Origin of the sequence: Actinomadura sp. 9N407 (assembly GCF_044326315.1) — a bacterium.
GTDB lineage: Bacteria > Actinomycetota > Actinomycetes > Streptosporangiales > Streptosporangiaceae > Spirillospora.
The window spans coordinates 185,057-198,520 of record NZ_JBIRAW010000007.1; the positions used below are offsets into that span (position 1 = coordinate 185,057).

The 13,464-nt window shown below is 71.0% G+C and carries 12 protein-coding genes and 1 tRNA gene; 9 read left to right on the forward strand and 4 right to left on the reverse strand.

The window, feature by feature from the left end; all coding sequences use genetic code 11:
- Positions 1–64: 64 nt before the first annotated feature.
- On the reverse strand, positions 65–1,012 hold the full coding sequence (locus ACH34Q_RS13595; protein ID WP_395983227.1) for a sulfite exporter TauE/SafE family protein: 948 nt from the start codon (positions 1,010–1,012) through the stop codon (positions 65–67).
- Between the two features lie 212 nt (positions 1,013–1,224).
- Between ACH34Q_RS13595 and eno the strand changes: the two genes are divergently transcribed.
- The 4 genes from eno to ACH34Q_RS13615 all read left to right on the forward strand — a co-directional run bounded on the left by eno (position 1,225) and on the right by ACH34Q_RS13615 (position 4,686).
- The gene (gene eno / locus ACH34Q_RS13600) at positions 1,225–2,508 is read left to right on the forward strand and encodes a phosphopyruvate hydratase (RefSeq protein ID WP_395983228.1); all 1,284 of its coding nucleotides are present in this window, start codon (positions 1,225–1,227) and stop codon (positions 2,506–2,508) included.
- Between the two features lie 46 nt (positions 2,509–2,554).
- On the forward strand, positions 2,555–3,004 hold the full coding sequence (locus ACH34Q_RS13605) for a septum formation initiator family protein (protein ID WP_395983229.1): 450 nt from the start codon (positions 2,555–2,557) through the stop codon (positions 3,002–3,004).
- A 102-nt stretch (positions 3,005–3,106) separates the two neighbouring features.
- Positions 3,107–3,733 (forward strand): DUF501 domain-containing protein, encoded by a 627-nt coding sequence (locus ACH34Q_RS13610; protein WP_395983230.1) that lies wholly within the window; start codon positions 3,107–3,109, stop codon positions 3,731–3,733.
- The gene (locus ACH34Q_RS13615; RefSeq protein ID WP_395983231.1) at positions 3,730–4,686 is read left to right on the forward strand and encodes an exopolyphosphatase; all 957 of its coding nucleotides are present in this window, start codon (positions 3,730–3,732) and stop codon (positions 4,684–4,686) included. The genes ACH34Q_RS13610 and ACH34Q_RS13615 overlap by 4 nt, the downstream gene beginning before the upstream one ends.
- Positions 4,687–4,699: 13 nt before the next feature.
- Here ACH34Q_RS13615 and ACH34Q_RS13620 read toward each other — a convergent pair whose 3' ends face one another.
- Positions 4,700–5,545 (reverse strand): DUF2510 domain-containing protein, encoded by an 846-nt coding sequence (locus tag ACH34Q_RS13620; protein ID WP_395983232.1) that lies wholly within the window; start codon positions 5,543–5,545, stop codon positions 4,700–4,702.
- Positions 5,546–5,710: 165 nt separating this feature from the next.
- Here ACH34Q_RS13620 and ACH34Q_RS13625 point away from each other — a divergent pair, with 165 nt between their 5' ends.
- From ACH34Q_RS13625 to ACH34Q_RS13645, 5 genes are all read left to right on the forward strand, one after another.
- Positions 5,711–6,544: a uracil-DNA glycosylase gene (locus ACH34Q_RS13625; protein WP_395983233.1), complete on the forward strand. Its 834-nt coding sequence runs from the start codon at positions 5,711–5,713 to the stop codon at positions 6,542–6,544.
- A gap of 555 nt (positions 6,545–7,099) precedes the next feature.
- Entirely contained in the window at positions 7,100–8,425 is a 1,326-nt protein-coding gene (locus tag ACH34Q_RS13630; protein WP_395983234.1) for an NAD(P)/FAD-dependent oxidoreductase, read from the forward strand.
- A gap of 23 nt (positions 8,426–8,448) precedes the next feature.
- A complete protein-coding gene (locus tag ACH34Q_RS13635; protein WP_395983235.1) occupies positions 8,449–9,729 on the forward strand; it encodes a class I SAM-dependent methyltransferase in 1,281 nt (426 codons plus the stop codon).
- Positions 9,730–10,031: 302 nt separating this feature from the next.
- Positions 10,032–10,107, forward strand: a tRNA-Leu gene (locus ACH34Q_RS13640).
- Positions 10,108–10,450: 343 nt separating this feature from the next.
- On the forward strand, positions 10,451–11,251 hold the full coding sequence (locus ACH34Q_RS13645) for a Bax inhibitor-1/YccA family protein (protein ID WP_395983236.1): 801 nt from the start codon (positions 10,451–10,453) through the stop codon (positions 11,249–11,251).
- Positions 11,252–11,501: 250 nt separating this feature from the next.
- On the opposite strand, the gene ACH34Q_RS13650 is transcribed toward ACH34Q_RS13645, so the two are convergent.
- Positions 11,502–11,729 (reverse strand): DUF4287 domain-containing protein, encoded by a 228-nt coding sequence (locus ACH34Q_RS13650; protein ID WP_395983237.1) that lies wholly within the window; start codon positions 11,727–11,729, stop codon positions 11,502–11,504.
- 323 nt (positions 11,730–12,052) lie between these two features.
- Positions 12,053–13,270 carry an acetyl-CoA C-acetyltransferase gene (locus ACH34Q_RS13655; RefSeq protein WP_395983238.1) on the reverse strand — a complete coding sequence of 406 codons (1,218 nt, stop codon included), beginning with the start codon at positions 13,268–13,270 and terminating at the stop codon, positions 12,053–12,055.
- Positions 13,271–13,464: the final 194 nt, after the last annotated feature.

Here is a 13,464-nt window from a genome sequence, read left to right on the forward strand (position 1 = left end):
GATTCGCACCCGTACGCCACATCGTCTCCTACGCCACATCGCCTCCTTACGCGCCACATCGTCGTCAGGGGGCCGGGGTGGCGGCCTCCTCGGTGGCCGGGGGCTCGGTGCTCGGGGCCTTGGCGACGGCAGGCTCGGCGGCGGGGCTCGCTTCTGCGCGGTGCTGCTTGATGGAGTAGGCCAGGGCGGCGGCCCACACCGCGTAGATGACGGCGTAGACCGCGTACCGTACGCCGTCGGACGCGTCGATCCAGTCGCTCCTGAGCAGCGTGCGGGCGTTGGTGAGGATGATGATCCCGCCGACCGCGCTGCCGAGCACCCGGGGCGGGATGTGCCGGACGAGCCAGGCCGCGATCGGGGCGGCGATCACGCCGCCGATCAGCAGGGCGGCGACCCAGGCGAAGTCGATGCCCTCGGAGCCGATGCCGATCAGGAAGCCGACGCTGGCGGCGACCGACACCAGGAACTCGCTGGTGTCGATCGAGCCGATCGTCTTGCGCGGCTCCAGCCGGCCGCTGGCCAGGATGGCGGGCGTCCCGACGGGTCCCCATCCGCCGCCGCCGGTGGAGTCCACGAAGCCGGCGACCAGGCCCAGCGGGCCGAGGAACCGCTTGCGCAGCGGCTGGCCCAGCCGGTCGGTGCGCAGCCCGCGCACGGTGAACCTGACCAGGATGTAGACGCCGAGGGCCAGCAGGATGATCGACATCAGCGGGGCGGCGGTCTCGGTGGACAGCCCCGACAGGAACGTGGCCCCGGCGAACGCGCCGATCGCGCCCGGTATGCCGATCTTGAGGACGACCTTCCAGTCGACGTTGCCGAACCGCCAGTGCGAGGCTCCGGAGACCAGCGTGGTGCCGATCTCGGCTAGATGGACGGTGGCCGAGGCGGCCGCGGGGTTGGTACCGATGGCCAGCAGCAGCGTGGTCGAGGTGACGCCGTAGGCCATGCCGAGACTGCCGTCGACGAGCTGGGCGCCCAGACCGACCAGGGCGAGCAGGACGAGTCTTCGCACGAGGGGTTCACCACCAGTATTTCCTACTAAGCAAGTATGATTGGTGGGGTAAGTAGACAACCAGACCGCGGCCGCGTCAAGCCGGCGCCTCGGAGGGGAGAGGTGACTGTCCCCTTTGGGTGGTTCGAGGGCGTGCCGGTTGGGCGGGCCGGGGACGGCGCGGATAGGCTCGGGACCCGCACCAGCCATCGAGAACCAACAGGGAGATGCCCGTGTCGTCGATCGAGGCCGTCCTCGCCCGGGAGATCCTTGACTCCCGCGGCAACCCGACCGTCGAGGTCGAGGTCCTGCTCGCCGACGGGACCGAGGCGCATGCCGCGGTGCCCAGCGGCGCCTCCACCGGCCGGTTCGAGGCCGTCGAGCTGCGCGACGGTGGCGAGCGCTACGGCGGCAAGGGGGTGCGCAAGGCGGTCAAGGCCGTCAACGACACCATCGACGAGCGCCTGGTCGGCTACCCGGCCACCGAGCAGCGCCTGATCGACCAGCTGCTGCTGGACCTGGACGGCACGCCGGACAAGTCCGAGCTGGGCGCCAATGCCATCCTCGGCGTGAGCCTGGCCGTGGCCAAGGCCGCCGCCGACTCGTCCGGGCTGCCGCTGTTCCGGTACGTGGGCGGTCCCAACGCGCACGTGCTGCCGGTGCCGATGCTCAACATCCTCAACGGTGGCGCGCACGCCGACAGCAACGTCGACGTCCAGGAGTTCATGATCGCGCCGATCGGCGCGCCGACCTTCTCCGACGCGCTGCGCTGGGGCGCCGAGACGTACCACGCGCTCAAGTCCGTGCTCAAGGGCAAGGAGCTGGGCACCGGGCTCGGCGACGAGGGCGGCTTCGCCCCCGACCTGCCCAGCAACCGCGCCGCACTCGACCTCATCATGGAGGCGATCCGCAAGGCCGGCTTCACCCCCGGCCGCGACATCGCGCTGGCGATGGACGTGGCGGCCAGCGAGTTCCACTCCGACGGCGTGTACGCGTTCGAGGGCGCCAAGAAGTCGGCCGACGAGATGGCCGCCTACTACGCCGAACTGCTGGACGCGTACCCGCTGGTCTCCATCGAGGACCCGCTCGACGAGGAGGACTGGGACGGCTGGAAGTCCCTGACCGACGCCGTCGGCGGCCGGGTGCAGCTGGTCGGCGACGACCTGTTCGTCACCAACCCCGAGCGGCTGGCCCGCGGCATCGACGGCGGCGTCGCGAACTCGCTGCTGGTCAAGGTCAACCAGATCGGCACGCTCACCGAGACCCTGGACGCCGTCACGCTGGCGCAGACCAACGGCTTCCGCTGCATGATGAGCCACCGGTCCGGCGAGACCGAGGACACCACGATCGCCGACCTGGCGGTGGCGACCAACTGCGGCCAGATCAAGACCGGTGCCCCGGCGCGCAGCGACCGGGTGGCCAAGTACAACCAGCTGCTGCGGATCGAGCAGGTGCTCGGCGACTCGGCGCGCTACGCCGGTGCCGGCGCCTTCCCGCGCTTCGGCGGGGCGGGCTGACCTTCCGGATCCGCGGCCGTGACGCCGACCGACGAGGGGGCCCGCCTTGGCGCAGGGCGATGAGGACCGTACCGGCTCCCGGGGAGCGCGCGACGACTCCCCGGGAGAGGGTGCACGCCGCGGTAATCCCGCGCTGACCAGCCGTGCCGCGATCCTGGCGGTCGTGGTCTGCGCGATCGCGCTGAGCCTGGCCTATCCCGTACGGGAGTACGTGGCGCAGCGCCAGCAGATCGCCGAGCTCAAGCAGCAGGAGCGGGTGGCGCGAAAGCGGGTCGACGAACTCACCCAACGCAAGCAGCAACTGGGCGAAGAGTCGTACATTAAGCGTGAGGCGACACGAAGGCTGCATTACTGCGAGCCGGGAGTGAAGTGCTACATCGTCCTCGATGGTGGCGGGGGCGATGAGCAGCGGCCGCAGCGGGACGGCACCGGGAGCAAGCCGCCCTGGTACGAGACGCTCTGGCGGTCGGTGGAGGCCGCCGACCGATCGCGCTGACACCGCTCGCGGTCATCGCGCCGGACTTGTGGCCATCCGACCGACAACGCTTGTGGTCATCCAGCTGACATGACCCGTGGTCGTCCACGGGTGGGGACATACATGATCGACGAAACCGATGAGACCGCGATCGCGGCCCAGCTGGGCCGGCGGCCGCGCGGCCTGCGGCAGGTGGCGTACCGCTGCCCGTGCGGTTCGCCCGCCGTGATCGAGACCGCGCCGCGGCTGCCCGACGGGACCCCGTTCCCGACGCTGTTCTACCTCACCTGCCCCAAGGCCGCCTCGGCCATCGGCACGCTGGAGGGCGACGGCAGGATGCGTACGATGCAGGAGCGGCTGGCCGCCGACCCCGAGCTGCAGGCCGCCTACACGGCCGCGCACGAGGACTATCTGAACCGCCGCGACCAGGCGGCTCGTGAGGAAGGCGTGGAGACGCTTCCCGAAGGCACTCAGAGCGCGGGCGGCATGCCGGAACGCGTCAAGTGCCTGCACGCCCTGGTCGCGCACGAGCTGGCGGTCCCCGGCGCCAACCCGTTCGGCCGCGAAGCCCTGGACGCGCTGCCCGAGTGGTGGCGCAACGGCCCCTGTGTCACCAACGATCCTGGTGTCACCCCCGGCCCAGACCCCGTCGATGCAGACCCTGTTGACCCAGACCCTGTTGACCCAGACCCTGTCGACCCCGACCCCGACGATCACGACCAGCGCTCCGCCCCCGAGGAGGCTCGATGACGCGCGTCGCCGCCATCGACTGCGGGACCAACTCCGTCCGCCTGCTGATCGCCGACATCGGCACCGGCCCCGGCACCGATCTCGCCCCCGATGACGACGCCGGGACGCTGACCGACGTCGAGCGCCGGATGGAGATCGTCCGGCTCGGCCAGGGCGTGGACGAGACCGGCCGCCTGGCGCCCGAGGCCCTGGACCGTACGTTCGCCGCGATGCGGGCCTACGCCGCCCTGATCGACCGGCACGGCGCGGAGAAGACGCGGGTGGTGGCGACCAGCGCGACCCGGGACGCCGCGAACCGGGCCGACTTCGTGGCGGGCGTGGTGGAGATCTTCGGGGTGGTACCCGAAGTGATCACGGGCGACGAGGAGGCCGCGCTGTCGTTCAGCGGCGCCACCCGCGAGCTGGCCGCGCTGCGTCCGGCCCGGCCCTACCTGGTCGTCGACATCGGCGGCGGCTCCACCGAGTTCGTGCTGGGCAGCTCGGCGGCCGAGGCCGCCCGGTCGGTCGACATCGGATGCGTCCGGCTGACCGAGCGCCACCTGCGCGACGCCGACCCGCCGTCCCCGGAGATGATCACCTCGGCGGTGGCCGACATCGACACCGCGCTGGCCCACGTCCGCGAGACCGTCCCGGTGGACGAGGCGCGCACGCTGGTGGGGCTGGCCGGCTCGGTCACCACGGTCGCCGGGATCGCGCTCGGCCTGCCGGAGTACGACCCGGCCAGGATCCACCTGTCGCGGATCACCGCCGGTCAGGTACACGAGGTGACCCGTGACCTGCTGCACGCGACGCGGGCCGAGCGGGCCGCGATCGGCGTCATGCACCCGGGCCGGGTGGACGTGATCGGTACCGGCGCGCTCATCCTCGACCGGATCATGCGCGAGTACGGGTTCGGCGCGGTGGTCGTCAGCGAGCACGACATCCTCGACGGGATCGCCTGGTCCCAGGTCTAGCGATTCGCGGTCGCTAGTGGCGTGCCTTCAGCGCTGTCAGCAGCGCGGGGATCAGTACCGCGTTGGGGTTCTGCTGCGGTACGTACAGGACCGGCGCCACGTTGGTGGACTGCCGGATCCACACCCGGCCCTCCTTGATCACCGCATCGGAGATCGCCGACCAGCTCAGCGAGACCCGGTCGCCCCGGACGCCGCCGGGATGCACGGTCAGCCCCTGCGCCACGTCGATCGACTCCCCGGCCAGGACCCGCTTGACCAGCTCCTCGACCAGCCGGGGCTCGGCCCGGGTCCGGCCCAGCTCCACCAGCCGCTGCCAGACCCGCTCGGCCGCACCGTCCGGCCGGCCGGACGCGGCCGGGCCGTGCACGGTCACGCCCGGATCCTCGACGATCACCTCGACCCGGGGTCCGCCGTGGAACGGGTGGCGCCCGGCCTGAAAGATCCACTGGATCCCGGACCCCGCCCCGTACGGCGGCCTGTGCTCTGACCCGTATTCCGGTGCCGTACCCGCCGCCCAATAGGCCGTCCACTCCACGTGCGCCCACGCCAGCGAGGTGGCGCCGTACGCGATCACGTGCTCGTCGGCGTGCAGCAGCAGCCCCCGTACGGTCGCGTCCACCGGCTGGACCGCATGCTGGACGCCCCAGCTCGCGTCCTGGACGGCCGGCTGCGGCGGCGTGGGGGCCTGCGCGGGCATGGCGGGCCGCGGATCGGGCTCCTGGGCGGCGCCCTGCCGCTGCGCCCGGCGCCGGGCGGGGACGGGCGGCTGCGGGTTGAGGTGCTCGGTCCAGTGCTGTCCGTTCCACCAGCGCAGGCTTCCGCCGCCCTGGGGGTCGGGGTACCAGCCTGGCTGCGACAAGGCGTGCCTCCGCTTCGCATCGCGTGCCGAACGCCCCGTTACCTTTCCGCGTCCCCCCGACCGGCGATCCGCATCGTACCGAGCGACCGGCGCGTACGACCTCCAGAATCGGCCCGCCGACCTGACCACATACGGCAGCCCGGGCCCGTGCGAGGATCGGGGGTCATGACGACCTCGCAGCCGGGGCCCGCCGGGAGAGCCCCGTTCGTGCCTCCCGGAACGGGCTGGCCCGAAGACCCCGCAGCCCCCGGCACGCCCGTCGCGCACGGGCCGCAGGACGTGGTGGAGCTGGCCGCGAAGGCACCTGACCTGGCCGAGCTGTGCGCCCGCCAGTCGGTCTGCCGGGCCTGCGACCGGCTGGTGGAGTGGCGCGAGCGGGTGGCGGTCGAACGGCGCCGCGCGTTCGCCGCCGAGGAGTACTGGGGACGGCCGATCGCGGGCTGGGGCGACGACCGGCCCCGGATCATGATCGTCGGGCTGGCCCCGGCGGCGCACGGCGGCAACCGCACCGGCCGGATCTTCACCGGTGACCGTTCCGGCGACTGGCTGTTCGCCTCGCTGTACCGGGTGGGGCTGGCAGCGCAGCCGACGAGCGTCCGGGCCGGGGACGGGCAGCGCCTCATCGGCACCCGGATGGCGGCCGCCGTACGGTGCGCCCCGCCCGTCAACAAGCCGACGCCCGGCGAGCGCACGACCTGCCTGCCCTGGATGGCGCACGAGATGGCGTTCGTAGCACCGACGGTCCGCTGCGTCGTCACCCTGGGCGGCTTCGCCTGGCAGGCAGCCTGGCCTGCACTGAAGCAGGCGGGATACGCCGTACCGCGGCCGCGCCCGGCGTTCGGGCACGGCTCGGAGGCCGAGATCACCTCACCCGAGGGCGAGAAGGTTGCGATGCTGGGCTGCTACCACCCCAGCCAGCAGAACACGTTCACCGGCAGGGTCACGGAAGAGATGCTGGACACCCTCTTCACCCGAGCCCGAGAAAAAGCCGGCCTCTGAGGCCGTCGCGACTGAAGCCCGGCCCTTCGGAAACCGCTGCAACCCTTAGGAAACCTAGGCGAGGCTTTTGCCCAACCCGCAGCAGACCTCAACCGTTGCGATCGCGTGCGAAGCCCAGGTTCGAGCGAAGCGAGAACCTGATCGCGAAGCGAGCCGCCAGGCGAGTTCGGAGCGATGCCGGCGATCGCCGCAAAGCCCGCCGAAGGAGGGCGTCCACGCCCGACGCCAAGGGCTTTGCAATAAGCACAGCGGGACAGGGCCGCCCCCGTATGGCCCTGTCCCGCCGCCGTTCCACCGATACATCCAGTGAGATGCGCCCAGGGTCGGGGTAGTTCGCCTGATACAAGCGGTTTTTAATGGAATGTCCCTTGGGGTGATCCGGCTGCCTGAGCGGGTACCGCAACTGACATGTCTGCTGACATGTCTGCCGTACGCTCATCGAACTCTGCAGAGACCTCGGACCACACGGGGACCTCGGAACATACTGAGCCCGCCCACGCCAAGCCCGCGCCCACCGCCACGCGCATCGTGATCGTCGGTGGTGGTTACGTCGGCATGTACACCGCGTTGCGCCTGCAGAAGAGACTGCGCAGCGAGCTGAGACGGGGCGAGGTGGTCGTCACCGTCATCGAGCCCCAGTCGTACATGACGTACCAGCCGTTCCTGCCCGAGGCCGCCGCGGGGAACCTGGAGCCCCGGCACGTCGTGGCCCCGCTGCGGCGCGTGCTGCGCCGCTGCCAGGTCCTGAACGGGCACGTCACCCGCATCGAGACCGAGCGGAACCGGATCCAGTTCTGCCCGGCCGGGGCCGAAGGGGCGGGCGGCGTCCAGGAGGTCGGCTACGACCATCTCGTGGTGGCGGCGGGCTCGATCTCCCGTACCCTGCCGATCCCCGGCCTGGCCGAGTGCGGGATCGGCTTCAAGACCGTGGAGGAAGCGATCTTCCTTCGCAACCATGTGATCCGGCAGCTCGACATCGCCGCGTCCCTCACCGCCGTCGGCAGCGGCCCGTCCGCCGATGCGGCCGCCGACGCCAGGGCCCGCCGCAAGGCGCTGACCTTCGTGTTCGTCGGCGCCGGATTCGCGGGTGTGGAGGCGCTGGCCGAGCTGGAGGACATGGCCCAGGACGCGGTCAAGTGGTACCCGAACATCGACGGTACGGACATGCGCTGGGTCATGGTCGAGGGCACCGACCGGATCTTGCCCGAGGTCGGGCCCGAGATGGGCCGCTGGACGGCCGAGGCGCTGCGCCGCCGCGGCATCGACCTGAAGCTGAACACGTTGCTGAAGTCGGCCGAGCACGGGCGCATCGTGCTGAGCGACGGCGAGGAGTTCGACGCCGCCACGCTGGTGTGGACGGCCGGTGTCAAGGCCCACCCGATGGTCGGCGAGGGCGATCTGCCGCTCACCGACAAGGGCCAGGTCAAGGCGACCGCCGAGCTGACCGTCGAGGGACTCGACCGGGTGTACGCGGCGGGCGACAACGCCGCCGTGCCCGACCTCACCTCCGAGGGCGACTACTGCGCGCCCAACGCCCAGCACGCCGTCCGCCAGGCCAAGCGGCTCGCCGACAACATCGTCGCCGACCACCGGGGCAAGGCCCGCAAGCCGTACGTCCACAAGTACGTCGGCTCGGTGGCCGGACTCGGCCTGCACAAGGGTGTGGCCAACGTCTACGGCATCAAGCTCCGCGGGATTCTCGCCTGGCTGATGCACCGCACGTACCATCTGTCCCGGATGCCGACGGTCAACCGGAAGATGCGGATCACCGCGGACTGGACGCTCGCCCTGTTCTTCCGGCGCGAGATCGTCTCGCTCGGCGAGATGGAATCGCCGCACCAGGAGTTCGAGCTCGCGGCCGGCCGGCGGCAGCCCGGGTGACCGCGGCCGGAAGGGAGGTGCCGATGCCGGCGCATGACGGCGTCGCCTCCCGGCTGGCACCATTGCTCACCAAGATCATGCTGGGTGAGGAACGGGACGTCCAGGCCGCCGCGGCCGAGCTGCCGATCCGGGTCCGGGCCTGGGACGGCAGCGTGGTCGGCCCGGCCGGCGCGCCCGAGTTCGTGCTGCGGCACCGCCGGGCGCTGCGCCGGCTGCTGTGGAAGCCGGGCGAGATGGGACTGGCCCGCGCGTACGTGGCCGGCGAGCTCGACATCGAGGGCGACGTGTTCGCCGCGCTCGGCGCCGTCCAGCGGGTGATGCGCAGCGGTGACCGGCCGATCCGGCTGAGCAGCGACGACAAGCGCGAGATCGTCCGTACCGCGGTGATGCTCGGTGCCGTCGGCCCCGAGCCCCGGCCGCCGCCCGAAGAGTTCCCGCCCGGCCGCCGCGGCGACCATCCCGGTCCGCTGCAGGAGTCCACCGCGTTCTTCGCCCGGATGCTCGGGCCCACGATGGCGCACGCCGGCGGCCTCTGGGACGAGGCCATCGATCTCGACGAAGCCCAGGGAACCGGCCTGGCCGCCGTGGCGGAACGGCTCGGGCCCGTCCCCGGCACGCGGATCCTGGACATCAACGCCGGCTGGGGCGCGCTCGCCCGCCACCTCGCCGAGCGGCACGGCGCCCGCGTCGTGGCCCTGGCCCGTACCGCCGACCAGGCCGAACACCTCGCCGCGCGGACGGCCGAGGCGGGCCTGACCGACCGGGTGGAGATCCGCGGCTGGGACCTGGACGCGGCGGGCGGCGGCCCGTACGACGCGATCGTGGGCCTGGCCGGAGTGGAATCGCTCGACCGTGCCATCCCGCGCCTGTACGAGCTGCTGGCCCCGGGCGGGCGCCTGCTCCTGCAGCAGCCGATACGGCGTCCCGGGCCGCACCACGTCCGGCGCACGTTCACCACCAGCTACATGTTCCCCGAGGACGGCGAGCTCGTCCCGCTGGGCGAGCTGGTGACCGCGCTGGAGGACGCCGGGCTGGAGATCCGCGGCATGAGCGCCCGGCGCGAGCACCACGCCCGTACCCTGCGCGCCTGGGCCGCCAACCTGGAACGGCACTGGACCGAGTGCGCCGAACTGGCCGGGCCCGGCCGCGCCCGCGTCTGGCTCCTGTACCTGGCGGCGTCGGCGCTGGCCTGCGAGAGCGGCCGGATCGGCGTGCAGGAGATCCACGCGATCCGCCGCGACCGCGACGGCCGGGCCGGGACGACCCTGGTCGAGGGACGCGCCGTCCAAGGATTCACCCCATGAGATCCACCAGCGCCATGAGATCTTCTACCAGCGCCACGAGATCTACCAGCGCCACGAGATCCGGCAGCGCCACGAGAACGGGCGGCGCCACGAGAGACGCCGTCCGCCACCATCGACCGCGCGTTTTACGGTAGTCCGCCGCCGGAACGGGAAATATCACACCGTGCGCTGACCTGGGCGGGTGGACCGGGGCCGGATGTGGCCTATCTCTGGCCCGTCTCCTGGGCCCGATTCGGCAGAAATGCGGTCTCGGTCGAATATCGCATGGCGTTCCGTGCAATGGGTTTAGGTATGATTACGCCGCCCCTGTAGCCCAATGGCAGAGGCAGGCTCCCTAAAAGAGCCAATGTGTCGGTTCGAGTCCGACCGGGGGCACCATCGCGCCGGCCGGCGCCCGTAGCGGGGGCGCCGGCCGCCGCACACGCCGGTAGTCACACACCGGTAGTCGCACACGCCGACCGGCACATGCCGGCGGCTGCACGTGCGAGCACTGCACCTGCTGGCACCGCACGTGTCGGCGCTGCACCTGCTGGCAACCGCACCTGCTGGCAACCGCACCTGCTGGCAACCGCACCTGCTGGCACCGCACCTGCTGGCACTGCACGTGCCGGTCATTGCATCGTTCCGGACAGGCCGGTCGATACCGTCCCGTCACGGTTCAGGAACCTCCGCGTACCCTCGCCCGTCTACACTGATCAGAAAGCCACAGTGGAGGCAACCCATGGAGAGCAGAAACCCCGCCTTCCGGGGCAACGCGTTCGGACGGCAGGGCGGCGGCAACAGCACGCCACCGGCCGAGCAGTTGCAGGACATGTACAACGCCCCCTCCTATGCGCCGCCGGCCACCCGGACGATGACCATCGACGATGTCGTGGTGCGCGGGTTCCTCACGCTGGCCACGCTGATCGTCACCGCCGCCCTCTCCTGGGCCCTGGTCCCGGACGACATGGCCGTCCCGGTGCTGGTCGTGGCGCTCGTCATGCAGATCGGCATCTGGGCGTTCATCACGTTCGGCCGTAAGGCCAACGCCCCGATGGTGCTGGCCTTCGCCGCCGTCTACGGCGTGCTGGTCGGCATCATCAGCAACATCTACAACGACCTCTACCACGGCGTGGTCTTCCAGGCGGTCGTCGGCACCGCGCTCGCCTTCGGCGCCATGCTGGCCGTCTACTCGCTGCGGATCATCCGGGTCACGCCGAAGTTCACCAAGTTCGTGATCGCCGCCGGGCTCGCGCTGATCGGCCTGATGCTGGTCAACCTGGTCGTGCAGCTGTTCGGCTCGGGCGACGGCATCGGCATCCGCGACCCGGGCAACCCGATGGCGTACGTGTTCAGCGTCGTGGCGATCCTGGTCGGCTGCTTCTTCCTGCTGCTGGACTTCGACTCGATCGAGAAGGGCGTCCAGCAGGGCGCCCCGGAGAAGTTCGCCTGGTACTGCGCGTTCGGCCTGGTGCTGAGCCTGGTCTGGATCTACCTGGAGCTGCTCCGCTTCCTGTCGTACTTCAGCGGCGGGCGCGACTAGCGTCCCGCGCCGGTTCGCCCAGCAGGCGTCGGCTTCCCAGCAAGCGGCGACCGCCCGACAAGCGACTTCCCCAACAAGCGATCAACCCCCTGCCGGTACGAGCGGCAGGGGGTTGATCTGTTGCGGGACGGGCTCCGCGCCATTGCCGTGCCGCTCGGCGGGACGGCGTCGGGGCGATCCGTTGGCCGGCCGCGCCCTGCAACATGCCGGGGGGTTCCAGGGGCGTTCCCTGGGCGGTGTAGGTCGCTCTTCAGTAGTGCCGGGCGCGCCGGGCGCGTTCGTGCTCGCGCACCAGGGCCGCGGCGTAGCCATGCGAGAGGCCGTGCTCGTCGGCGAGCCAGTTGCTCCGCTCGTCGCATCGGACGAAGCTCGGACCGTTCTCGATGGTGTTGAACCACTCGGGGATGTCACGTCCTGTGACTTGCGGGATGCGGGCTATCAACTTCGTGTGCGTCTCCGGCGAGTGGTTCAGTGACAATTGGCACCTCCAGGTCGCGGGGCTCTTCCTGCCGACTCTGCAACACGACCCCGGATGTGACAAGGCCCTAACGGGGACCTATCCATGACGTTACGTTCAGCATCCGTAACGTGACGATCGCCTGGAACACGCAGGTGGCCCGGACGAAGATCGTCCGGGCCACCCGAGAAGCCGTTCAAGCGAGGCGTGAGCCGAGGCGCCGGCTCAGCCGCACAGTGCCCTGGTCGCGCTCAGCTGAGGCGCACAGTGCCCATGGTCGCGCTCAGCCGCTCGCTCGCGGTCCGGTCGGCCTCCTTCCTCGGCGGCGACCGGGCCACTCACTTTCAGCTGAGGCGCTCCAGGACCATCGCCATGCCCTGGCCGCCACCGACGCACATGGTCTCCAGACCGAACTGCTTGTCGTGGAAGGCCAGCCCGTTGAGCAGGGTCGAGGTGATGCGCGCACCGGTCATGCCGAACGGGTGGCCGACCGCGATGGCGCCGCCGTTGACGTTGAGCTTGTCGAGGTCGATGCCGAGGTCCTCGGCCGAGGGCAGCACCTGGGCGGCGAACGCCTCGTTGATCTCGACCAGGTCGATGTCGTCGATCGTCATCCCGGCCCTGGCCAGCGCCTTGCGGGACGCCTCGACCGGGCCCAGCCCCATGATCTCGGGGGACAGGCCGGTGACGCCGGTGGACACGATCCGGGCCAGCGGGGTGATGCCCAGCTCGGCCGCCTTGGTGTCGCTCATGATGACGACCGCGGCGGCACCGTCGTTGAGCGGGCAGCAGTTGCCCGCGGTGACCGTGCCGTCGGGCCGGAACACCGGCTGCAGCTGCGACACCTTCTCGTACTTGGTGCCCGGACGCGGGCCGTCGTCCTTGCTCACCACGGTGCCGTCCGGCAGCGTGACCGGGGTGATGTCCTTCTCCCAGAACCCGTTGTCGAGCGCCTTCTCGGCGAGGTTCTGCGAGCGGACGCCGAACTCGTCCTGCGCCTGGCGGGAGACGCCGCGGATCTGCGCGACGTTCTCGGCCGTCTGGCCCATCGCGATGTAGATGTCGGGCAGCGCGCCGTTCTCGCGCGGGTCCTGCCAGGTGCCGCCGCCTTCGGCGAGCTTGGCGGTACGGGCCGCCGCGTCGCCGAACAGCGGGTTCTGGGTGTCGGGCAGGCCGTCGCTGCTGCCCTTGGCGAACCGGCTGACGGTCTCCACGCCGGCCGACACGATGACGTCGGCCTCGCCCGCCTTGATCGCGTGCAGGCCCATCCGGGTCGTCTGCAGCGAGGACGAGCAGTAGCGGGTGACGGTCGCCCCGGGCACGCTGTCCCAGCCGAGCAGTACCGACACCACCCGGGCCATGTTGTACCCCTGCTCGCCGCCGGGCAGGCCGCAGCCGAGCAGCAGATCGTCGATCTGGCTCGGGTCGAGCTGCGGGACCTTGGCCATCGCGGCCGTGATCATCTGTGCGGTGAGATCGTCGGCGCGCAGGTCCTTCAGCGAACCCTTGAACGCGCGTCCGATCGGCGAGCGCGCGGTGGCGACGATGACTGCCTCGGCCATGGTACGGATCTCCTGTCTGGGTGACCTGTCTCGGCGATATGTCCGATCAGTCCGGGCGGGTGATCCCGTCCCGGCGTCGGGTTACTCTCCGGTCACCTACGCAATCTAGCTGTTGCTCTGGGGGTCCGTACACGCCGCCCCGGGCCCTTGCGGGTAGAGGACGCGATAAGCGCTCCCTTACTGTGTGCACTCAC

Excerpts from the sequence above, each read along its gene's own strand:
- ACH34Q_RS13610 (WP_395983230.1), top strand. The coding sequence starts at position 3,107 with ATGATCGACGAAACCGATGAGACCGCGATCGCGGCCCAGCTGGGCCGG.
- ACH34Q_RS13615 (WP_395983231.1), top strand. The coding sequence starts at position 3,730 with ATGACGCGCGTCGCCGCCATCGACTGCGGGACCAACTCCGTCCGCCTG.
- ACH34Q_RS13625 (WP_395983233.1), top strand. The coding sequence starts at position 5,711 with ATGACGACCTCGCAGCCGGGGCCCGCCGGGAGAGCCCCGTTCGTGCCT.
- ACH34Q_RS13630 (WP_395983234.1), top strand. The coding sequence starts at position 7,100 with ATGTACACCGCGTTGCGCCTGCAGAAGAGACTGCGCAGCGAGCTGAGA.
- ACH34Q_RS13635 (WP_395983235.1), top strand. The coding sequence starts at position 8,449 with ATGCCGGCGCATGACGGCGTCGCCTCCCGGCTGGCACCATTGCTCACC.
- ACH34Q_RS13645 (WP_395983236.1), top strand. The coding sequence starts at position 10,451 with ATGGAGAGCAGAAACCCCGCCTTCCGGGGCAACGCGTTCGGACGGCAG.
- ACH34Q_RS13655 (WP_395983238.1), bottom strand. The coding sequence starts at position 13,270 with ATGGCCGAGGCAGTCATCGTCGCCACCGCGCGCTCGCCGATCGGACGC.